This window comes from Halobacillus hunanensis (assembly GCF_900166655.1).
Classification (GTDB): domain Bacteria; phylum Bacillota; class Bacilli; order Bacillales; family Halobacillaceae; genus Halobacillus_A; species Halobacillus_A hunanensis.
The window spans coordinates 396,055-418,140 of record NZ_FVZB01000006.1 but is presented as its reverse complement, the minus strand read 5'-3'; the positions used below and the strand labels follow the sequence as shown (position 1 = coordinate 418,140).

18 protein-coding genes are annotated in these 22,086 nt (G+C 42.4%); 14 read left to right on the top strand and 4 right to left on the bottom strand.

Annotated features, from left to right (window positions below; all coding sequences use genetic code 11):
• Positions 1 to 20: 20 nt before the first annotated feature.
• Both B5354_RS07710 and B5354_RS07705 read right to left on the bottom strand, forming a co-directional pair.
• Complete coding sequence (locus B5354_RS07710; protein WP_079529118.1) at positions 21 to 1,937, bottom strand: TRAP transporter permease; 1,917 nt, start codon at positions 1,935 to 1,937, stop codon at positions 21 to 23.
• Between the two features lie 122 nt (positions 1,938 to 2,059).
• Positions 2,060 to 3,073 carry a TAXI family TRAP transporter solute-binding subunit gene (locus B5354_RS07705; RefSeq protein ID WP_079527504.1) on the bottom strand — a complete coding sequence of 338 codons (1,014 nt, stop codon included), beginning with the start codon at positions 3,071 to 3,073 and terminating at the stop codon, positions 2,060 to 2,062.
• Positions 3,074 to 3,566: 493 nt separating this feature from the next.
• On the opposite strand from B5354_RS07705, the gene B5354_RS07700 reads away from it, so the two are divergent.
• The 14 genes from B5354_RS07700 (at position 3,567) to B5354_RS07635 (ending at position 19,510) form a co-directional block, all read left to right on the top strand.
• Positions 3,567 to 4,310 carry an IclR family transcriptional regulator gene (locus tag B5354_RS07700; protein WP_079527502.1) on the top strand — a complete coding sequence of 248 codons (744 nt, stop codon included), beginning with the start codon at positions 3,567 to 3,569 and terminating at the stop codon, positions 4,308 to 4,310.
• 14 nt (positions 4,311 to 4,324) lie between these two features.
• Positions 4,325 to 5,278, top strand: coding sequence for a sugar kinase (locus tag B5354_RS07695; protein WP_079527500.1), 954 nt, complete (start codon positions 4,325 to 4,327; stop codon positions 5,276 to 5,278).
• A 14-nt stretch (positions 5,279 to 5,292) separates the two neighbouring features.
• Entirely contained in the window at positions 5,293 to 5,928 is a 636-nt protein-coding gene (locus tag B5354_RS07690) for a bifunctional 4-hydroxy-2-oxoglutarate aldolase/2-dehydro-3-deoxy-phosphogluconate aldolase (RefSeq protein WP_079527498.1), read from the top strand.
• Between the two features lie 5 nt (positions 5,929 to 5,933).
• The gene (gene dgoD / locus B5354_RS07685; protein ID WP_079529117.1) at positions 5,934 to 7,082 is read left to right on the top strand and encodes a galactonate dehydratase; all 1,149 of its coding nucleotides are present in this window, start codon (positions 5,934 to 5,936) and stop codon (positions 7,080 to 7,082) included.
• Positions 7,083 to 7,163: 81 nt separating this feature from the next.
• A complete protein-coding gene (locus tag B5354_RS07680) occupies positions 7,164 to 8,522 on the top strand; it encodes a GntP family permease (protein ID WP_079527496.1) in 1,359 nt (452 codons plus the stop codon).
• A 175-nt stretch (positions 8,523 to 8,697) separates the two neighbouring features.
• Positions 8,698 to 10,053, top strand: coding sequence for a D-serine ammonia-lyase (locus B5354_RS07675; protein WP_079527494.1), 1,356 nt, complete (start codon positions 8,698 to 8,700; stop codon positions 10,051 to 10,053).
• Between the two features lie 206 nt (positions 10,054 to 10,259).
• The gene (locus B5354_RS07670; protein ID WP_079527492.1) at positions 10,260 to 10,901 is read left to right on the top strand and encodes a YczE/YyaS/YitT family protein; all 642 of its coding nucleotides are present in this window, start codon (positions 10,260 to 10,262) and stop codon (positions 10,899 to 10,901) included.
• 195 nt (positions 10,902 to 11,096) lie between these two features.
• Positions 11,097 to 12,878 carry a helix-turn-helix domain-containing protein gene (locus tag B5354_RS07665; RefSeq protein WP_176142434.1) on the top strand — a complete coding sequence of 594 codons (1,782 nt, stop codon included), beginning with the start codon at positions 11,097 to 11,099 and terminating at the stop codon, positions 12,876 to 12,878.
• A gap of 126 nt (positions 12,879 to 13,004) precedes the next feature.
• A complete protein-coding gene (locus B5354_RS07660; protein WP_079527488.1) occupies positions 13,005 to 14,177 on the top strand; it encodes a hypothetical protein in 1,173 nt (390 codons plus the stop codon).
• A gap of 19 nt (positions 14,178 to 14,196) precedes the next feature.
• Entirely contained in the window at positions 14,197 to 15,456 is a 1,260-nt protein-coding gene (locus B5354_RS07655; protein WP_079527486.1) for a metal-dependent hydrolase family protein, read from the top strand.
• Positions 15,449 to 16,747 carry a M20 family metallo-hydrolase gene (locus B5354_RS07650; protein ID WP_079527484.1) on the top strand — a complete coding sequence of 433 codons (1,299 nt, stop codon included), beginning with the start codon at positions 15,449 to 15,451 and terminating at the stop codon, positions 16,745 to 16,747. Before B5354_RS07655 ends, B5354_RS07650 begins: the two co-directional genes overlap by 8 nt.
• Before the next feature lie 74 nt (positions 16,748 to 16,821).
• Positions 16,822 to 17,640, top strand: a complete 819-nt coding sequence (locus B5354_RS07645) for a DUF3100 domain-containing protein (protein ID WP_079527482.1) — start codon at positions 16,822 to 16,824, stop codon at positions 17,638 to 17,640.
• A gap of 2 nt (positions 17,641 to 17,642) precedes the next feature.
• Positions 17,643 to 18,095, top strand: a complete 453-nt coding sequence (locus B5354_RS07640) for a hypothetical protein (RefSeq protein WP_079527480.1) — start codon at positions 17,643 to 17,645, stop codon at positions 18,093 to 18,095.
• 158 nt (positions 18,096 to 18,253) lie between these two features.
• Positions 18,254 to 19,510, top strand: coding sequence for a glycosyltransferase family 2 protein (locus B5354_RS07635; protein WP_079527478.1), 1,257 nt, complete (start codon positions 18,254 to 18,256; stop codon positions 19,508 to 19,510).
• Positions 19,511 to 19,529: 19 nt separating this feature from the next.
• Here B5354_RS07635 and B5354_RS07630 read toward each other — a convergent pair whose 3' ends face one another.
• Complete coding sequence (locus B5354_RS07630) at positions 19,530 to 20,654, bottom strand: DegT/DnrJ/EryC1/StrS family aminotransferase (RefSeq protein WP_079527476.1); 1,125 nt, start codon at positions 20,652 to 20,654, stop codon at positions 19,530 to 19,532.
• Between the two features lie 26 nt (positions 20,655 to 20,680).
• Positions 20,681 to 21,982, bottom strand: coding sequence for a nucleotide sugar dehydrogenase (locus B5354_RS07625; protein WP_079527474.1), 1,302 nt, complete (start codon positions 21,980 to 21,982; stop codon positions 20,681 to 20,683).
• Between the last annotated feature and the right edge of the window lie 104 nt (positions 21,983 to 22,086).

The following is a 22,086-nucleotide window of genomic DNA, read 5'->3' as shown; positions in this document are numbered from 1 at the left end:
TGTCTATGAAATGGTGTACATTATGAGGTAGTCGCTTCCTGTGGTCCTGGTCCGTCCTTCTTATTGCGAGCGAATTGAATAACGGCCACTACACCGAAAATCGCCAGACCTATTACTGAGATTAAATAGGCAGGATAAACGAGCAGCAATCCGCCTGCAAATAAGAGGAGCCTCTCTAGCCAGTTGACTTTACTGACAAAGTGGCCAATCATCGCTGCACTGATACTGGCCATGCCGAGTAATGCAGTGACGACGGCAATCGACACGTTTAAGACGTTTGCATCTCCTTGTAAGAGTAAAATTGGCTGGGAAACAAACACGTATGGAATGATAAAGGCGGCAATAGCCAGTTTGACAGCTGTGACTCCGGCCTTCATTGGGTTCGCCCCTGCGATACCTGCTCCTGCGTACGCGGCTAGACAAACAGGTGGAGTGATATCCGCCACAATCCCAAAGTAGAATACAAACATATGAACAGCAATAACTGGGACGTCAAAGGCTAATAAAGCAGGTGCTGCCATAGTTGCTGTAACAACATAGTTTGCTGTTGTAGGAAGGCCCATGCCTAAAATAATACAGGCAATCATCGTAAAGAACATAACTAAGAAGAATTGTCCCTGAGCCAGGTCGATAATTCCACCTGCAATTTTAGGTCCAAGACCAGTTGTCGTTACAGTTCCTGCAATGATCCCCGCTGTCGCACAGGCTGCGATTACAGGTAATGCGGTTCGGGCGCCCTCTTCTAGCAACTTAATGATCCCTTTTAAGGACATACGAGTTTCTTTACGGAAAAAGCTAATGACAAACGCTGTACCTATCGCAAATAACGCTGCATAGGTTGGTGTGTACCCTACAAGTAAGAATCCGATAATAATGACAAGCGGTAAGAATAGATCGATTCGCTTGGCTAAATTTTTGGTTTTTGGAAGTTCTTCCTTTTTAAGTCCCATAATTCCTTGTTTACGAGCTTCGAAATGTGTACCTAAGAAAACACCGGCAAAGTAGAGCACGGCTGGAATAATGGCAATCACAATGATTTCATTATATGGAATACCTGTATAAGAGGCCATGATAAAGGCAGCAGCACCCATGATCGGAGGCATAATTTGTCCCCCAGTCGAGGCAGATGCCTCCGTTGCCGCTGCAAAATGTGGCTTGAATCCGGCATTTTTCATCATGGGAATGGTAAAGGAACCTGAGCCTACTGTATTGGCTACTGAACTACCGCTAACCATACCTTGCAAGCCACTGGCTGCTACAGCTGCTTTCGCTGTACCGCCTGTATAGCGTCCTGTTAATCGTAAAGCAATATCATTAAAGAACTGGCCTATATTTGTTTTGACTAAAATGACACCAAAGAAGAGGAATAAATAAATATAGGTCGATGAAATTTGAATCGGAATCCCAAATATGGAACTAGAGCTGTAAAACATTTCAGTTGCCAGCGTTGGCCAGTCATAGCCGGCATGTCCGATAACGGGAATATATTGACCTAACAAGCCGTAAAGCAGAGCAGCGATCGCAATGATAACGATTGGGAGTCCGACAACACGGCGGGTTGCTTCAAGTAATAGAATGATACCTGCTGTTGCAACAATTTGATCAAGATAAGTAAAACCAAAAATGATTGCTTCATTAATCAAACGTTCATAATTATAAATAATATAATAGTTAGTAAATAACGCAGCAATTGCTAAGAGTGCATCATACCAGGGAACACCGCGATTTTTGGTCATAGAGGACTTGATCGGGTATAAGAGATACACCAGACATAGGGCAGCCCCTAAGTGAATCGCACCCTGAATCATAGATACATAGGCGCCTCTAAATGCTGTGTAAAGCTGGAAAATTGTAAGAGCTCCACCGAGGATTAGCGTGATCCATCCCCATGCTCCTAAATTCGTACGAAATGCACTTTCTTTATCATATTTGGCCATCAATTCATGTTTGTCGATTTCTTTATTATCGTGTGCAGCCACTGTTCAACCTCCATTCACTGTAAAAAATAGCAGTGAGGTGAAAGAACCGGACATCTGTCCGGTTCTTACGCCAACTACTATTATTCGATAATTCCTGCCTCTTTAAAGTACTTCTCAGCACCTGGGTGAAGCGGAAGATCTTTAGCACCTGTTAACGCGCTGTCTTTAGTAATTAATTTAGCCTGAGCGATCGTCATGTCACCAGCTTTTTCATAAAGTGTCTTCGTTAACTTATAAGCTAAATCCTCACTGACCTGATCTTTAGAAGCTAATAGTAAAGCCATAGCTGTAACAGTTTGAACAGGTTCATCCTGCCACTCATAAGTTCCCGGTTCCACTGTATAAGCCTCGTATTGGCTGTTCTCTGTTACTGTTTTAAGAGCTTCTCCTTCAATATTCAGGAATTTAACTTCTCCAGTTGCCGCAGCCAGCTCGTCAGTAGTGGAGGAAGGAACCCCGACTACCGCGAAGGAAGCATCAATTGTACCATTTTGCAGTTTACTTTTTGCATCGCCAAATCCTTCTTCATAAGCTGTATAGTCGCCTTCTTCAATTCCATATGCGGAAAGAACGAGTTCAGCTGCTTCTCGAGTTGCTCCGCCTGGAGGGCCGATGGCAACACGCTTGCCTTTTAAGTCTTCAATGGACTCGATTCCAGTTGAATCTAGTGTAACAACTTGCAATGCTTCAGGATAAAGGGAACCAATAACTCCTACATTATCCATCTTCTTACCTTCAAATTCTCCCTTACCTTCTGTTGCATTGATCATAGTTGTATTTTGGGCAATTCCAAGCTGGAAATCACCTGATTGAATCTTGGCAATGTTTTCTACAGATGCACCGGATTCTACGGAACTAACGTCAAAACCTTCCACATCAATATTATCTGCCCAAAGGTTCGCCATTTCTCCACCTAATGGGTAATAGACGCCACCTACACTGCCTGTCCCCATGGTCAGGTTTGTCATGGCCTCCCCGCCATCGCCACTATCAGCGCTTTCAGAGCCGCCGCCATTTCCACTTTCGCCACAGGCACTTAAAATCATGCCGATAGCTAAGACTAGTACTAATGAAAATAAAGTTCTTTTCTTCAAAAGAATACCCCCTTAATTTATTTTTTTCATATTTAAATCATATTAGCTGCTCATCAGCCAATATGTTTAAAACAAAAGTACCACTTTTTTCGTTAAAAGAAAGCGTTTTATTTGTATTCTACCTTTAAACTAGAAAAACTACAAGATTATTAGCGGATTAGAGTTAGGGCTAGAAAAGTTTCTGTTATCTACAAGGAGAGTTTTATGAGGCTGGTAAAGCACAATTTGTCCCCTATTCATGCTTTACTATATTACGAATCTTTACGTTAAATTATAACGTGATTAGGAAAAAAGTCCACCCTAAACTGAGGGCAACGTAGGTAATGATAGGAATAACTAAAATACTCAGGATAGATACAGATTGCTAAATCAACAAAGACATATAAAAAAAATAAACCCAGGATTGATGAAAGCGTTTTATTGTGCTAATATAAACAAAGATTCACATATAGAAATTAAATTCACATATATGAATTATGGAAGGTGTAGAGAAATGACGGTTAAATCAGCTGATCGGGTTATTCATATTCTTGATTTATTGAAGGATTTCCCAGCAGGGTTAACTCTTAAGGAAATCGCTGACAGGCTGTCTTTGCCTCAAAGCAGTACATTTAACTTGCTTCAGACGATGGAATCAAGGCGTTTTTTGACTGTGACAGAACGAAAAACGTACAAGCTTGGTCCGAAATTAATTCAAATCGGCACGAGGGCGCTTGAAACGCTGGATGTAAATGCTGAAGCACAGCCTTATCTTCATGAATTAATGGAAAACGTGGAAGAGACTGTTTTTATGGCGGTTATGTTGGAGAAGGAGCTTGTTTATGTAGCCAAGGTCGATAATTATCGATCTGTCAGAACGAGTGCTCAAATAGGAATGAGGAAACCGATGTATTGTACGGGGCTCGGTAAGGCCATTCTTGCTTTTCTGCCGTATCAAGTTACGACTAACATCCTTTCAGAAATTGATATGCCTGCAATCACGAAAAATACGATTACTGATCGGGCGGAGTTGGAAAAACAGCTATCAGAATTTCGCAAACAGGGCTATGCCATTGATGACGAAGAAAATGAAGGCGGACTGTATTGTTTGGCAGCTCCCGTATTCAATGCGGCGGGAGAGATGGTGGCAGCTATTAGTGTTGCAGGCCCTAAAAATCGAGTATATTCACGTCAATCAGAAATTGCAGAAAAGTTGTTAGCGACAGCCGGGGCAATTTCTGAGCAGACGGGTTATTAGGAAGAAGGGATTAAATGGACGTTATTACGCTTGGGGAAACGATGGTATTATTCACCGCTAAAACTTCAGGATTGATGCGTTATGCTGGTGATTTTTCTTCAAAGATAGCCGGCGCTGAATCAAATGTTGCCATCGGACTAGCAAGGCTTGGTCATCAGGCTGGCTGGATCAGCCGACTTGGAAATGATGAGTTCGGAGAAAGAATTCAGTCGTTTATTCGAGGAGAAGGTGTCGACGTCAGTCAAGTAACGTTTGACGAAACAGCCGCGACAGGGTTGTATTTCAAGGAAAAATTAACGCCCAGTGAATTTAGATTGAAATATTATCGGCGTGATTCAGCAGCGAGCCGGATGTCGGCATCTGATCTGGATGAATCTTATATTTCAGGGGCTCAGTTCCTCCATGTAACGGGCATTACTCCAGCCCTAAGTGAACACTGTTATGAAACCGTTTTAGCAGCCATTGACTATGCAAAAAGAAATAACGTAAAGGTTGTTTTTGACCCAAATTTAAGACGTAAACTCTGGAGCGAGGACCGAGCAAGGTCGGTTTTGCGTGAATTGTCGGCGCAGGCAGACATTGTGCTGCCAGGAATAGATGAGGCCGAATTTATTTTCGGAAAGTCAACACCAGAGACCTTAGCTAAGTCATTTTACGATCTTGGACCAGCTACCGTAATTCTCAAGCTCGGTAAGGCAGGGGCCTATGTCTATTCCAACGATGGAAAAGGCTTTGTAGAAGGCTTCCCTGTGGAGCAAGTTGTTGATCCAGTTGGAGCGGGGGATGGCTTTGCGGCTGGCTGCTTGTCTGGACTGATTGATGGAATCGATGTCAGGGAAGCAGTCAGACGCGGTAATGCTGTCGGTGCTATGGTTACGATGGCTGATGGAGATGTCGAAGGGTTACCTGAGAGAGATAGACTAATAGGATTTATCAACCAAACGGATAAAGATGATGTAGAAAGGTAAGGAGGTTGGCCAATATGGCTGAAACATTACAGCGGATGATGGAACACAAGCTGGTAGCTGTGATACGCGGGGCTAAAGGCGAAGAGGTTCTGCCCATTGCAAAAGCTCTTAACGAGGGTGGCATTCACATTTTAGAAATTACAGCGGATACACCTCAGGTTGGCGAGTTGATTAGGCATGTGAAAGATGAATTAGGTGATGCAGTCATCGTAGGTGCTGGTACTGTGCTGGACCCTGAGACAGCAAGAGCCGCAATCATGGCAGGGGCTCGATTTATTTTCTCCCCAACTGTAAATCTTGACACCATTCAGATGACAAAACGTTATGGGGTTGTGAGTATCCCTGGGGCTATGACGCCGACCGAAATTTTGACAGCGTATGAACATGGAGCTGACCTGATTAAAGTATTTCCGGCTGGAACGATGGGACCTGGCTATATAAAAGATGTTCATGGACCACTCTCTCATATTCCATTGATGCCAACAGGCGGTGTTGATCTGTCAAACGTCCGTGAGTATTTTGAAAAGGGGGCTGTAGCAGCAGGACTTGGAAGTGCTCTCGTAAACCTCAAGCAGCCACTTAATGAGGAGACCCTGAAGGAGATTACAGCTAAGGCTCAACAATTCGTAAAAGCAATAAAGGATGTGTAATGGTCATGAAAATTACTGATTTTAAACTCTACCAAGTGCCGCCGCGCTGGTTGTTTTTGAAAATCGAGACAGATGAAGGAATTAGCGGCTGGGGAGAACCCGTAGTTGAGGGCCGTGCCCATACAGTAGCAGCTTGTGTAGAAGAGTTGATGGAGTACTTAGTGGGCCAGGACCCGCGTACCATAGAAGACCATTTCCAGGTACTATATCGTGGTGGCTTTTACCGTGGCGGCCCGATTCTGATGAGTGCGATTTCAGGTATTGAGCAAGCACTGTGGGATATAAAAGGGAAATTTTACAATATGCCTGTCCATGAAATGCTAGGAGGGGCTGTCAGGAATGAGATTCAAGTTTACTCCTGGATCGGTGGAGATCGCCCGCAAGATGTAGGTGCTGCAGCGAAAGAAAAAGCTGAAGCTGGATTTACGGCGATCAAGATGAATGGAACCGAAGAAATGAACTATATAGATAGTTACTCGAAGGTTGATGCAGCTGTGAACAGAGTTGCTGCAATTCGAGAGGCCGTTGGGAATGACTTTGGAATTGGGATCGATTTTCATGGCCGTGTTCACAAGGCAATGGCTAAGATTTTAGTGAAGGAACTTGAACCGTACCGCCCTATGTTTATTGAAGAGCCGGTACTCGTTGAAAACCTCGAGGCTTTTAAAGAAATTGCCAGTCATACAACCACTCCAATCGCAACGGGTGAGCGAAATTATACGCGCTGGGGATTTAAACAAATGCTGATGGATGGGGTCGTAGATATTATCCAGCCGGACTTGTCCCACGCCGGAGGAATTCTTGAATCGAAGAAAATTGCAGCCATGGCTGAGACGTTTGATGTGGCTGTTGCTCCACACGCGCCGCTTGGCCCGATTAATTTGGCGGCTTCACTTCAAGTTGATGCTTGCACACCGAACTGCATTATCCAGGAGCAGAGTCTCGGTATTCATTACAATAAAGGAAGCGATCTGCTGGATTACCTAGTTGATCCGACGGTATTTGAATATCAGGACGGAGCAGTGAAAATGCCAAAGGGAGCCGGTCTTGGCATCGAAATCAACGAGGAACGTGTGAAAGAAGCATCCGAAGAGGGACATCAATGGAAGAATCCAATTTGGCGTCATAAAGACGGTACTTTTGCAGAGTGGTAAATGGGAGGAATCCGGATTTCAATAACCGGATTCCTATAGAGAAAAAATAAGGTTACAAACCAACGGAGGAGGAGAAATCATATGTCTACAACTGGGTTGATTTTACTGGCAGCTTTTGGTGTCGCATTGTTATTATTCCTAGTTATCCGCGTGAAGTTACAGGCATTTATTGCTTTAATTGTTGTTAGTTATATTATTGGTCTTTTAGCTGGGATGAGCCCCACTGAAATATTTGAAGCTGTAGCAGCAGGTATGGGGGGAACCGTGGGTGAGATTGCGGTCATCATCGGTATCGGTGCCATGTTTGGTGAAATATTGAAAGTTTCTGGCGGTGCTGAACGATTAGCGTTGACGCTGATGAACAAATTCGGAGAAAAACGTGTGAACTGGGCACTTGTATTAACTGGTTTTATTATTTCTATTCCTGTGTTTCTAGATGTAGCATTTGTAATTTTAGTACCGATCTTATACAGTTTAGCCCAAAAAACTGGTAAATCATTGCTGTATTATGGTATTCCTTTGCTCGCTGGTTTAGCGGTTACACACAGCTTCGTGCCGCCTACTCCTGGACCAATCGCGGTAGCTTCTTTATTAGGAGCGAATATTGGCTGGGTTATTCTGTTTGGCCTGATTGCTGGTATTCCGGCTGCGATTATTGCCGGACCTATCTTCGGAACTTATATTTCTAAAAAGATCCATGTAGAAGTACCGAAAGTAATGCTTGAGAATATGGTAGAAGAAGCGAAGGGAAAGGAATACGATAAAGAGCTTCCTAGTTTCAGTATGATTGCTGTTCTAATTCTATTACCTTTAATTCTTATTCTATTAAACACTTTTGGAGGAGTAATGCTGGCAGAGGATAGTACATTACTGACCGTGCTTACGTTCATTGGTAACCCTGGTGTTGCATTGACAATCACTGCTTTACTGACTTTCTATCTGCTAGGAACGCGCCGTGGATATTCTAAAGAGGAAATTCAAGAAATAGCAACGAAATCATTGGAGCCTGCAGGTATTATTATTTTAATTACCGGGGCAGGTGGCGTATTCGGGCAAGTGCTCGTTGAAACGGGAATTGGTGATGTTTTGGCAAATTCGATGAATAACTTGAACATGCCGATTATTGTATTTGCCTTCCTAGTTGCCTCTGCTGTGCGGATTGCGCAAGGTTCAGCAACTGTGGCGATGGTTACAGCAGCGAGTTTAATCACTCCAGTGATCGATTCGCTTGGAATTGGCGGTCCGATGCTTGCCCTTCTAGTTATTACGATTGCCTCTGGAGCAACAATTGCTTCTCACGTGAACGACTCAGGCTTCTGGATGGTGAACCGCTTCTTCGGGATGTCTGAGAAAGATACGTTGAAATCCTGGACGGTTATGGAGACGATCATTGCCTTTGTTGGTTTTGGAGTGTCATTGATCATTAGCATGTTTATCTAAGCAAAGCTGATAAAGGCCTGGACACACACCGTGTTCAGGCTTTTTTCTGGGTTGTACCATTTTCTGGATGACCTAAGGTGGAACTATTTGGCACTTGTACCATGCAAATGTGTTAAATCGGTTTCGTGAGGGAAAAATAGTAGTAGAATAGAGGTTTAATTAGGAGGCGTTGTGATTGGATCAAAGTACAGTACTAGGAAAGTCGCTAAAAGAATGGAAAGACGAATTACCTTTATTAGAAAGCATTATGGAATTAGAACCGGTGATATGGAGTAATACAAGCTATAAAAAGATGGATCAGATTCCTCCATTTTCAATCACCAAGGCTGATATCTACGAAGCGGAGCAGCTTTGGAAACGCTTTGCTCCCTTTCTTAGGAAAGCCTTTCCTGAAACAGATTCTACTAAAGGTATCATCGAATCCCCTATTCGCAATATCGACAGCACGGGAAAAACAATGGAAGAAGTGTATGAGAAAAACTTTGAAGGGAAATTATACTTAAAATGTGACCATGAGCTGCCGATCTCAGGCTCCATTAAGGCTCGGGGAGGGGTTTTCGAGGTGCTGAGTTACGCAGAAGAGCTTGCCTTAGAGAACAGCTTCATTTCAAAAGATGATAACTACGAGGCGTTTCTCGAACCCGAAATGAAGCAATTCTTTAGCCAGTACACGATCGGAGTGGGTTCAACAGGTAACCTAGCCTTGAGCATTGGGACGATCAGTGCGAAACTTGGATTCACCGTCCACGTGCACATGTCTGCAGATGCGAAACAATGGAAGAAGGATCTTTTGCGTGAAAAAGGAGCACAGGTTTTTGAATACGAAGGAGACTTTAGTGAAGCAATCACGAATGGGCGTGATCGAACGATCGAGGATCCTAAAGGTTATTTCGTTGATGATGAAGATTCAAAAGCCCTGTTCTTAGGATATAGTGTCGCAGCATTAAGGCTAAATCAACAACTCGCTGAAAAAGGGGTGACCGTTGATGAAGACCATCCATTGTTTGTTTATTTGCCATGTGGTGTCGGCGGTTCACCTGGTGGAATTACATTTGGATTAAAGCATGTATTCGGGGATGCAGTTCACTGCTTCTTCGTGGAGCCTACCCATTCCCCATCCGTTTTACTTGGATTGATGACCGGCAAAAATGAACAAGTCAGTGTTCAGGATTTTGGCTTGGATAACCGAACGGAAGCAGATGGTTTAGCAGTTGGACGTCCTTCCCGTTTTGCTACGGAAATAAGTAGTTACCTTGTTAGCGGCTTGTACACTCTTGAAGATGACGAACTGTATAAATTATTGGCCTTACTGGCAGACAATGAAGGTATAAACGTTGAGCCCTCTGCCGCGGCAGGACTTCTCGGGCCATTGTTGCTAAAAAACTTAACCTATATTAAAGAGCACAATCTTCAGGACAAAGTGTCTCAAGCTACTCATATCTGCTGGTCTACGGGAGGATCTCTCGTCCCTGAGGCAGACAGAAAAAGATTTTATCAAAAAGGCAAATCTCTGTTGAAAGAAAATAATTGAGGATATCCAAATAGTCCCACCTCAGGTCATCCAAAATCTGGATGACCTGAGGTGGGATTCTAAGTGTTCCTCGATTATCCCATCAAGCCTGTTATTTCCAGAGTTTTTTCTATTGACGTATGGAATAATCGCTAATAAAATGTGGTCACGAATTTTAGAGAAACCCTCTTTAGTTCACACATTTTATGAGAGGGGAGGGTATCGTTTTGCTTTATCGGACAACGATTTACCTTCTTGGGATGGTTCTCAATTTCTTGGGAGTTACACTTATTATTAAAGCTGCATTAGGTGCAGGATTCTGGACGTCATTCTTTATCGGTGTTTCAGATCACCTCGGGTTTACCGTCGGGTTCTGGTATGGAGTGTTTCAGCTGATTATCATATTTATAAATGCAAAATTAATGAATCAGCTGCCGGAATTTCGGGCGATTATCCCAGTATTATTGGAAAGTGTTATCTTGGACTTTTGGCTGGAAATTGTTTTTGCAAACGTCGATTTAACGACAGCTCCATTTATACTACAAGTTGCTACGTTACTTGGAGGAGTTGCTGTTGTGGGAATGGGGGTTGCGATCTATATCCTTCCGCAATTCCCGCGTGCACCGGTGGATCAACTATTTCTGGCAGTCAGTCATCGTTTTAACCTGAGTCTGCAAGCAGGTCAGACGATTGTTGCAGCGGTAATGACGACATTAGCCTTCATAATTGGCGGACCGGTAGGAATTGGGACACTGACACCGATGATCTTCCTCGGCGCAGTGATTCAACTTTGCTATACACGCTTCTATCCACTGTATTACAAGTTACACCCTAACAGCGAACAAGAACTGCAGAAACAATTTATGTAACATATTTTGTAAATCATTACCACCTCAGGTCATCCAGTATTTGGATGGCCTTATTTATGTATGTTTAAATATGGTTGAAATCATATTGTGTTCTTCTTTTCCTAATAATATGGGTAGCGAATATTTGTTATGATTAAGTCCTTAAAGCAGTTGTCTCTAATCCTATTCCTGAAAGAAGATAAAGGAGGTGGCCTGATGGAAAGTGAAAAAAGGTTGATGAGCTTAATTCATTCCGTTCGTGTCTTGAATTCGACACGAGATCTTTCAGAAGTGCTTCATCAATTAATTAGAGAAGTACATAATGTCATAGGCGGCGCTAATGCCAGTGTCTTATTTCTATATGATAAGCAGTCAGAATTCCTCTACGCAAAAAGCGCGATTGGATTCGATATGGAATTTATGAAGCATGCCCGTTTACGTCCTGGAGAAGGAATGAGTGGTCGAACATTCTTGTTAAAAAAGGGAAATATATTTTATTCAGAAGAAGACACAGCATATGGGATGTCTAATATTCCAAAAGAAACAGAGAACTATTATGCACAAGCATTAGGCAAAATGGAGTACCCTGAAAGTGCAATTTGCGTCCCATTGCTTTCAAATAATGAGTGCATAGGTGTGCTGACCGTTGATATTTATGAAAAGGATATTCAATTTGACGAAGCAGATCTACAATTGCTAGAGACGTTTGCTGGACAAGCGGCTATAGCGATTGAGAATGCCACACTGTTCTCTCAAAATGAACGGACTAAACGAATACATGAGGAATTATCGAAAGTGTCGCTTTCGAAAGGGGGACTAAGTGATATTACTAGATCACTGGCAGGATTGATTGATCATCATGTATTGGTGTTCAATCAGTTCATGGAGTCATTGGCGATATCAAGTCAAGAAGCTGAACCTCTAGCCCGTGACTTGAAGGATAAATTTGGTTCATTATTGGAAGCAAGCCTTTCTAAATCGGGGTTCTCTTCACATCGCATTCGCCTTTTCAAACAGGGGCATTTCATCTATTTTTTCCCTATAAAAACGGAAAAGATGACACTTGGCTTGCTGACAATTATCATAGAGGATTATTCCAAATTGGACCCACTGGACAAGATTGCCATTGAACAAGCCATCCCGATTTTCGCGATGGAAATTGACCGCCAGGAACGCCTGCTGGCAGAGGATTTTAATAATTCTGGAACGATCTTAGAACAGTTGATTCATGCCCCATATGATGAGCTTTCTTCTAATCATTTGGCAAAACTCAATTTTCCTGAACATGACTCTCATCATTATGTTATTGTACAGTTCCTTATCAAAAACCCACTGCTAGCTTTTGAAAAAATAAGCAGTAAAAAGCAGCAGCTCATGAGGCTCATTTATCGCGAAGTTTCAAACCTTTCATATAAAACACTCGTTTATGATAAAAACATGGAAATTACGTTGATGTTCACCGTTTCTTCCTCATTGGATGAAGAACAAATATTCCAGCACCTGAAAAAACTTTTCAGCCAAATCATTAAGACTTCTTCGGAAAAATTAGCTTTAGCCAACTTAGCGGGTTTTGGTCAAGTCGTTAAAAAATTAAAGGATGTTCATCTTTCATACAGAGATGCAAAACGGTGTGTTCAATATTTACAAACGGCTTATAAGGGAGAATCTTTGCTGACGTATAAACAACTCGGACCCTATCGGCTCTTTCTAAAATTTGACCGAAAAGAACTAAAGGAGTATGCCGAAGCTATTCTTGGTGAAATTATTAACTATGATCACAACAACGGTACGGAACTGTTAAAGACGTTACAGGTTTACTTAGAATCCAATCAGAATATGGAGAAGAGTTCTAAACAGTTGTTTGTTCATGTAAATACAGTGAAGTACCGGTTAAAAACCATCTATACAATCTTACGAGTCGAGGAGTTATCAGGCAGGGAAGCGTTTGAATTGCAGCTTGGACTCCGAATTTTAGAATATTTGGATATGAAAGCTTAACAATTATGGATAACCGACAAAACACTTTTTTATTTTTTGTCGGTTATCCATATATTTTATTCGATTTAATTATCATATAATTTTGACTATTAACCTTTTTAAACAAACAAGAAAGGATGTGTAGGAATGGCGCCAATATTTATTGTTTTAATTCTCGTTTCTATTATTGCATTAGGGGAAGTGCTTTCCCTGTCATCCAGGGCGAAGATTCCTACATTACTAGTCGTTGTAGCGGTAACTTTTATGCTGCTTCAAACCGGGATACTGCCACAGTCCTATATTGAGGCCTCAACCTTCGTGGCTGCCGGTGGAGTGCTAGTCCCCGTATTAATTGTGCATCTTGGGACAATGATTCCTTTATCTGTTATCAAAAAGCAATACAAAGCCGTAGTGATCACCCTAATAGGACTGATTGCTTCAGTCACATCTATGCTCATCATCATATCGCTTGTTTTCGATTATCAGACGGCAGTAGCTGGTGCGGGGCCGCTTACTGGAGGCATTATCGCCTATATCGTGACACAAGAAGGCCTGACGGAAGCTGGTTTTGTCTCACTTGCGGCTATTCCCGTTGTTGTGTTTGCCCTTCAAAATCTGGTTGGCATGCCCCTTACCTCTACGCTGTTAAGTAAGTACGCTGTAACCATAAGGGATGATTTTTCAAATGACGAATTCACCAGTCAAAAAGGTGACGAATTAAAAGGGGACTTAGGAAGTAAGGAAAAGGGATTGCTGCTTCCAGAACGTTTTATGCAAAGTAACTTCTTTCTTTTGTTTTTATTATTCATTGGTGGTGCTCTTGCTACATGGTTGGGGGAAATAACCGGTATCAACTATAGTCTCTGGTCGCTCGCTATCGGGATAACAGGATTTGCTCTCCGAATTTACCCTGACAAGGCGCTGGATCGCTCGAATAGTACAGGACTCGCCATGGTGGCTTTGATCATAGTCGTAATCAATTCACTTGTTGGGATCACATGGGATCAAGTCGTATCTTCCCTTATACCTGTGCTATGCGTCATCGTAATAGGGACAAGCGGCCTGGTCATCGGTGGAATGATTGGAGCTAAACTCTTTAAGTGGAAACCAACAAAGGCTGTACCTGTTGTGTTGACTGCGCTTTATGGATTTCCAGGGGATTACTTGATTGTAGAAGAAGTGAGTCGAAGTATTGGACGTAATGAATCTGAACAGAACAGGATTATGAATGAATTGCTTGCTCCGATGCTGATCGGAGGTTTCACTTCTGTTACGGTAGGATCTATCGTCATTGCAAGTATTCTAATCGGTACACTTTAACTAAAAGGAGAGATTCTATATGTCATATACTTTAATTACAAATGGAACTTTAATCGATGGACGAGGGAATGAGCCGGTCACCGATGCATCCGTATTAATCAATGATAACTATATTGAAGAAGTCGGAAAATCAGGTGATATCCAGGCTCCAGAGGGCGCAGCTGTTATTGATGCAGAAGGCCAGTACATGTTGCCAGGATTGATTGATACCCATGTGCACATGGCGATGGAATTGAGAAACGTTCAAGATGCTATTCTTACGCCTTTTTCTTATCGATTTTATGAAAGTGTTCAATTCTTAAAGCGAACATTGGATGTTGGAATCACATCTGTTCGCGATGCAGGATTTTCAGATTTGGGCATGAAAAAGGCTGTAGAAGACGGGCTGATAGAAGGTCCGCGTATGCAAGTCAGTATCAACCCGTTAACGATTACCGGAGGGCACGGAGATAGTTGGAACCGTTCCGGAGTGGATACAACACTACAGACGTATCCCGGCATGCCTAACGCCATCTGTGACGGGAAAGAAGCTGTACGTAAAACTGTACGGGAAATGCTGCGGGCTGGAGCGGAAGTAATTAAGGTCCATGCAACCGGCGGAGTATCAAGCCCTACTGACCACCCGGAGTTTACCCAATTTTCTCAGGAAGAGCTTGAGGTCATGGTGGAGGAAGCTCACTTTCGTAAAGGGATAAAAGTGATGGCACATGCTCAAGGAGCGGAAGGCATAAAGAATGCGATTCGAGCGGGCATTTATTCGATTGAACACGGAATCTATATTGATGACGAGGCGATTGAATTAATGCTGAAGAACGGTACCTTTCTAGTTCCAACATTGCTCGCTCCCATTTCCGTTCTGGAGTCTAGTGAAAAAGACAATAAGATGGCTCCTTATGCTGTTGAAAAGTCAAAAGAAGTAGTAGAGGCCCATAAGGAAAGTATTGCAAAGGCATATCAGGCTGGAGTCAAAATTGCAATGGGCACCGATGCAGGAGTGATGGCGCACGGTACCAATCTGCGTGAACTTGGTCTAATGTGTGACATTGGCATGTCGCCAATGGAGTCCCTTGTAGCTACTACAAAAACAGCAGCAGAATGTCTGGGCTGGGAGGATCAAGTCGGAATAATTGAAGCCGGAAAGCTTGCTGATATTATTTTGACGGATGTGAACCCTCTCAGTAATATTAGGGGCCTGGAGGACAGCAAACATATCGTGATGGTTATGAAAGATGGAGCTATCTATAAAAATTTGATGCAAAGGAAGGGTACTCATGTCTAAAGAATGGGATTTATATGCGAGATTAATAGAAGGCTATGATTCTTCTCTATCCTTTAGTGGCATTAATGGAGATAGGATAGCGAAAAGGCTGCATGAAATCTCAAAGATCGGACTTACAGAAGACGGGGGGAGTCACAGGGTCGGCTTCTCCCAAGAAGAGAAACAGGCGAAATCATTGATTAAAAAATGGATGGAAGAATTAGACCTTTCCATCACAGAGGATGGTGCTGGAAATGTGTTCGGCCGAATGGAAGGCGAGAATCCTTCCTTACCGGCGATTGTCAGTGGATCCCATTTGGATAGTGTTCCAAATGGCGGTCATTTTGACGGACCTTTAGGCGTACTTTCTTCGTTAGAGCTGATTGAGGCTTGGAAGGAAACGGGTTATCAGCCAACCAGACCGTACGAAGTGGTGATTTTTTCTGATGAAGAAGGTTCGCGTTTTAACAGCGGCTTGACAGGAAGCAGGGCAATGACTGGTGACGTCGACATGGAACTGCAGCGTAGTTTAGTCGACTCAAATGGAAATTCATTTGAACAAGTAATGAATAAAATTGGATTATCAGAGAAGAGTTTCACCGATGCTGCACGAAATTTAGAAGAAATTGCTTCGTTTGTCGAAATTCACATTGAACAGGGCAAAAAGTTAGAGCAGCAGAATCTACCTGTAGGGATCGTGTCTGGTATTGCAGGTCCTAGCTGGCTCGAAGTTGAATTCCACGGTAACGCAGGACATGCAGGAAACACACCAATGACAGAACGAGAAGATGCCTTAGTTGCTGCGGGGGAATTTATTAGCAACATCCACGACCTGCCCGGCCAGGTAAGTGATTCTGCAGTCGCTACGGTAGGGAAGCTCCATGTTTACCCAAACGGCATCAATGTCATTCCGGGGAAAGTTGCTTTACATGTTGATATTCGCGATATTCATGAAGAAACGCGCACAGAACTAATTCAACTTATCATTTCAGAAGCTGAGAAAGCCTCTGATAAATTCGGTGTTCGTTGTACTCATCAACAAACACTACAAGTCACCCCAGTACCGATTCAATCTGAGATTAAACAACATTTGCGCCAGGCTATGGAACAGCATAGCATTCGAGCTACAGAACTTCCAAGCGGGGCGGGACATGATGCCCTGATCATCGGTCGCCACCTTCCGACCGCAATGTTATTTGTGAAAAGTAAAGAAGGGATAAGTCATAACCCGAAAGAATGGTCTTCTTTAAACGATTGCGTACAAGGTGTTCACGTTCTGAAATCATACGTAGAGTCGATTGACAAAGAATAAGATTTTTATCTTCGCAGTCAGCTAGCTCTAATTGTTTTATTAAGATGAATGACTAACTAGAAGGAGGTCCATGTATGTCTGAGGTTCCAAAAAATTTATGGAAAGACTGGCGTCTGCATGCCCTTGTACTTGGTATTGTGTTGTTGACAGAGTGGATTGGAACACATGAATTTTTGGTGGGCCCTGGTGTTATTTTGCTGCTGCCTATGCTTTATGCCATCATTATCGGTCTTGCTCTTTTTTTTACGCCAGCTGTAAAAGAGAAACAATCTAAGAATGCTGAACCATTAATCGTTCTTGGTGTAACACTGCTCATAGCAAAAATTGGTGTCATCATAGGTCCCTCGCTTCCGCAAATAATTGAAGCGGGACCTGCTTTACTACTACAGGAGTTTGGAAACCTCGGGACGATTTTTCTGGCCTTGCCCATTGCTGTTTTTCTAGGATTGAAAAGAGAAAGCATTGGTATGACTCACTCTGTAGCGCGGGAACCGAATGTTGGTCTCATCATGAATAACTATGGCTTTAATTCTCCAGAAGGCCGCGGGGTAATGGCGATCTATATATTCGGCACAGTATTCGGTGCCGTATTTATGGGACTTATATCAGGTTTCTTGGCGACGATCACTCCTCTTCACCCCTTATCTTTTGCTATGGCTTCAGGGATTGGCAGCGGAAGTATGATGGCTGCGGCCAGTGGCTCATTAGTAGCGGCTTTCCCAAGTATGGAGACGGAGATTCTTGCTTTTGCAGGAGCTAGTAACCTCTTATCCTTATCTACCGGTTTATATATGAGTATCTTTATTGGACTTCCGTTAACTGAAAAGTTATATAATGTGTTAACCGCACGTAGAGATAAAAAATCGCACATTAAGAAGGGGCGAGGTGCGTAGCGATGATGAAAAATTTGCAGGAATGGATATTACTATTATTAATCTTTGGTATTGTTTCACTGCTTGGAAACTGGATTGGATATGATACATTCCCGGTGGGGGCCATTCCAGGAATGGTCATTCTTATTCTAGTCAGCTTAGTCGGTATGATTCTGCAAAAGCTTATTCCAATTGATATCCCAAGCATAGCTTACGTTGCTATTGTAGGTGTGCTGATTTCAATGCCGTGGATGCCCGGATCTGAACAGATCGTAGCCATGACCAACAGCATAAATCTATTGGCATTAACTACACCGATTCTCGCGTATGCAGGTATTGCCATCGGCCGTTCATGGACTGATTTTGTTAAGCTCGGATGGAGAACGATTGTGGTCGCATCGTTCGTTATGCTAGGCACTTTCCTGGGTTCGGCTTTAATTGCGGAAGTAGTACTGAGGATGCAAGGGATTATTTAACTATAGGGAAAACAGCGCTGTTACTTTTGTTTTTTACATGAGTAACAGCGCTTTTATAATCATTAGAACATCCTATCTCATAAAATAATGAGCAATTGAATAGCTTATAGAAATAAAATAGATAACTCATTACGAATAAACAGAAGGGAGGCTAATTATTGAAGGATATCACAGCCATCCTTGTTAATTATTCCAATCAAGCCGCGCTGCAAAAGGGCGTAAACTCTCTAGAAGTGATCAGATCCCGGCTGAACTCCACGATTGTTTTGCAGGAACCAAACATGGCTTTTCATAAAGGAATGAACCAGGTTAAAGTTGTCGAGAGTGATGACCCGGGACAAACTCTAAATCAAATTCTTCCTACGATATCCAGCTCATACGTACTGTTTCTTCAAGACACAGATTATCTTTCCCCTGCAATCAGTGCGAGCACCCTCCATTTTCATCATTCGAAAACCGTACTAGGGACCTTTTACTATAATCGAAACCTTAAGATCCAGCGTCCATTGTTAGTTAGCACCGCATTTCTTAACCAGCACCGCTTTTTATTAACTCACCAGCTGCCCTTCAAGGAGGCGCTTTTTCCTGCCTGGCTTTCAACGATCGACCCAGCGCTTATATCTTTTAAAGATGACCTCGTGAGGCAATCCAGGAAGAATAGCTCCGCCCATATTATCGAAAAACAAAAGATTCTCCAGAAGTATCAACTGAATAAGGTCAAAACGGAACACCCGACTCTTTCCGTTATCCTTACTAATTACAACATGGAGAAGTATGTAGAAGCAGCCGTTGTTTCCTGTCTGCTGCAAAGTGAAGAAATCGAGCAGCTGCTGATCATGGATGATGGATCTACGGATAGCTCTTATACAAAACTTCAACAGTGGGAAGATGGAATTCGGGTAAGAGTTTTTCACAAAAAGAATGAGGGGAAAGCGAAAGCCATAAATGATTTATTACAGTATGTAACATCTGATTTTATATTGGAGCTTGATGCTGATGACTGGCTCGACCCTGACGCTGTTTCTGTTATTAAAAAACAATTAGCAGTTCTCCCTAAAGATGTCTCAGTGCTGTACGGTAATTTTAGAAAATGGAAGCAGTTAAAGGATGATGTACTTTATAAAAGGTTAGTGAAAGGTGTGGCTATTAAAGGAAGAAGTGATCTTCTGTCCTACCGTTTTCCTTTGGGTCCGAGAATTTACCGCACATCCACCTTACAGCAACAAGGTGGATTTCCAGTGGTGGAGTTTGAAAAGGGAAGGCTTTACGAGGATGTAAGTGTACTAAACCGATTAATTAAAACCTCACGATTTCGTTACCAGGATTTTACTGTGTATAATGTGCGGGAACATCCGGAGAGTATTACAAAGAGTCATTCTTCCAAGTGGAATGATTTCCTAAAAACGCTAGATTAAAAGAACAATGGACATTTTCCTATCCATTGTTCTTCATCAAGCTTTTTACTGTTGAAATAATATAATCTTGTTTTTGGAAAGAAAGCATAGGATATATAGGAAGCGCTAATATTTTTTTAGCTGACTTCTCTGCAATCGGAAAGTCCCCCTCCTTATAGGGGAGGTGCTGAAAAGCTTCCTGTAGATGCAATGGAATTGGATAATAAATAGCAGAAGCAATACCATTTGTGTTTAGAGCTTTAGCAAGCTCATCTCGATCGTCCAGTTCAATACAATATTGGTGAAAAGTATGTTCGCGGTTTTCCTGAACGGGTGGAGTTTTGAAGAGATGGTGAAGGTGCTCCGTGTACCTTCTGGCAATCTCTTTGCGCTTGTGCAAGAAGATATCTAAATAATATAGCTTAACTAGCAAAATAGCTGCCTGCACTTCATCGAGCCTGCTGTTCATCCCTATTGAGGAGTGGTGATATCTTTGTTCACTCCCGTGATTACGAAGTTTACTGACTTTTTCATATAAGTCTTTCTTGTTAGTTACGACGATACCAGCATCTCCAAAGGCTCCAAGATTTTTTGAAGGGAAAAATGAAAAACAGCCGATATCACCTAGTGCACCAACTCGTTCGCCTTCATATTCGGATCCAATAGCCTGGCAGGCATCTTCTATCACTTTCAGCTTGTTTGCTTTGGCAATCTTCATAATTTCTTTCATGTCAGCCACTTGCCCATACAGGTGCACAACAAGTATGGCTTTTGTAACAGGGGTGATGGCTGCTTCTATTTTAGCTGGGTCAATATTGTACGTCTCTTCTTCAATATCTACAAAAACAGGCTTTGCCCCTACTTGTTCAATGGCTTCTGCACTTGCAAAGAACGTGAATGGAGTGGTGATGACTTCATCACCAGGGCCAATGTCTAACGCCATAAGAGATAATTGTAAGGCGTCTGTTCCATTCGCTACCCCAATTCCGTAATCTGCCCCGACATATTGGGCTACTAACCTTTCTAGTTCCTCGCTCTTTTTCCCTAATATATATTCGCCACTATCTATGACTTCTGTTAATTCCGCTAAGATTGGCTCTCTTATCAATCGTAATTCTTCCTTCAAATCCACCATAGGGATGTGATCAAATTGGTTACTTGGCATTTGATACAACCTCCTTTCTATCTTTTTTAGCCGCCAATTCCTTCATATTTAATCCCGGACTCAATGATCTCTTCTTTATTCAACTGATTGCGGCCATCTAACACGAGCTTGCAATTTTTGAATTTCTTGAAGTCTAAATTAGTGTATTCCTGATGAAAGGCTTGCAAAATAACTCCATCCATTTCCGATACAAGTGGATCCTGTAACGATAATGGTGTTGCGCCATACTTCTCAATTTCCTTATTTGTAAACATGGGGTCATTAACGAATAGATTAGCATTTTTGCTCCGCAGTTGTTCCAACAGTAGTAAAGTTGTCGATTTCGTAGGCTCCTTGACATTTTCTCGATAGGACAATCCTAGAATAAAAATATTCTTGCCCTTTAAAGGGGTGATTTCTTTTTCCAATTTGGAAATGGCATACTCGGCCATACTGTCATTGATTTTCCTGGACAGCGGCGTCAGCCCCTCGTCTAATCCTTTATTGATAAAAAAATATGGATAGATTGGGATACAATGTCCGCCGACACCAATGCCTGGAGAATGCAGATGAGAATAGGGCTGACTATTACTTGCCCTGATCACCTCAGACATCTGGACCCCTTTTTCTTCAGCAAATTGTGCAAGTTCATTAGCCAGAGCAATATTTACATCGCGATACACACATTCCGCAACCTTAGAGAATTCTGCCGTTTCCAGAGAACTGACTTCAATCAATTCGCAATTCAATGCCTTTTTATAAAAGTCGGATGCCAATTCTAGACTTTTATGATTGATTCCCCCGACGACTTTTGGATAACGCTGAAGATCCTGAATGATTCGATTAGAGTAGACTCTCTCAGGACTATACGCAAGGTAGAAGTCTTCCCCTAAACGTAATCCGGACACTTCTGCTATTTTTTTTCCGAATCTATCTCTTGTATCTCCTGGGGGGAGCGTTGTTTCGAAAATGATTAAAGAGCCCTTCTTAACTCCTTTGGCAATATCCTCTACAGCCGCATCGATAAATTGATAGTCCACATTATTACTTTCGTCAACCAGTACGGGTACAATCACAACGGTGATATCTGATTGAGCCACTGCTTTGCTCGTAGACGCAGCAGCTGATAAAGTTTTATTTTCATGGGCATCTTGGACTAACTGGTCTAATCCTGGTTCATTTTTGATGTGGGAAATTCCTTTGTTTATGGAGGAAACGACATCATGGTTAATGTCAGCGCCGAAAACGTTATACCCATTATTGGCGAATACAGCTGCTAAAGTAAGACCTATTTTTCCAAGGCCAACTACGGCTACATTCGGCAATGACTGGTTCTGGTCCATCATCATGTTTCAACCTCATTTCTGTATTTCAATTAGAAGTTCTTTCATAATTTATGAGGTTGAAAAACAAAATGTTTGGACTTTTTCTAAGACTATTCTATTTTTCCATG

Excerpts from the sequence above, each read along its gene's own strand:
- dgoD (WP_079529117.1), top strand. The coding sequence starts at position 5,934 with ATGAAAATTACTGATTTTAAACTCTACCAAGTGCCGCCGCGCTGGTTG.
- B5354_RS07660 (WP_079527488.1), top strand. The coding sequence starts at position 13,005 with ATGGCGCCAATATTTATTGTTTTAATTCTCGTTTCTATTATTGCATTA.
- B5354_RS07700 (WP_079527502.1), top strand. The coding sequence starts at position 3,567 with ATGACGGTTAAATCAGCTGATCGGGTTATTCATATTCTTGATTTATTG.
- B5354_RS07630 (WP_079527476.1), bottom strand. The coding sequence starts at position 20,654 with ATGCCAAGTAACCAATTTGATCACATCCCTATGGTGGATTTGAAGGAA.
- B5354_RS07710 (WP_079529118.1), bottom strand. The coding sequence starts at position 1,937 with ATGGCCAAATATGATAAAGAAAGTGCATTTCGTACGAATTTAGGAGCA.
- B5354_RS07665 (WP_176142434.1), top strand. The coding sequence starts at position 11,097 with ATGGAAAGTGAAAAAAGGTTGATGAGCTTAATTCATTCCGTTCGTGTC.
- B5354_RS07655 (WP_079527486.1), top strand. The coding sequence starts at position 14,197 with ATGTCATATACTTTAATTACAAATGGAACTTTAATCGATGGACGAGGG.
- B5354_RS07625 (WP_079527474.1), bottom strand. The coding sequence starts at position 21,982 with ATGATGATGGACCAGAACCAGTCATTGCCGAATGTAGCCGTAGTTGGC.
- B5354_RS07645 (WP_079527482.1), top strand. The coding sequence starts at position 16,822 with ATGTCTGAGGTTCCAAAAAATTTATGGAAAGACTGGCGTCTGCATGCC.
- B5354_RS07695 (WP_079527500.1), top strand. The coding sequence starts at position 4,325 with ATGGACGTTATTACGCTTGGGGAAACGATGGTATTATTCACCGCTAAA.
- B5354_RS07680 (WP_079527496.1), top strand. The coding sequence starts at position 7,164 with ATGTCTACAACTGGGTTGATTTTACTGGCAGCTTTTGGTGTCGCATTG.
- B5354_RS07690 (WP_079527498.1), top strand. The coding sequence starts at position 5,293 with ATGGCTGAAACATTACAGCGGATGATGGAACACAAGCTGGTAGCTGTG.
- B5354_RS07640 (WP_079527480.1), top strand. The coding sequence starts at position 17,643 with ATGATGAAAAATTTGCAGGAATGGATATTACTATTATTAATCTTTGGT.
- B5354_RS07650 (WP_079527484.1), top strand. The coding sequence starts at position 15,449 with ATGTCTAAAGAATGGGATTTATATGCGAGATTAATAGAAGGCTATGAT.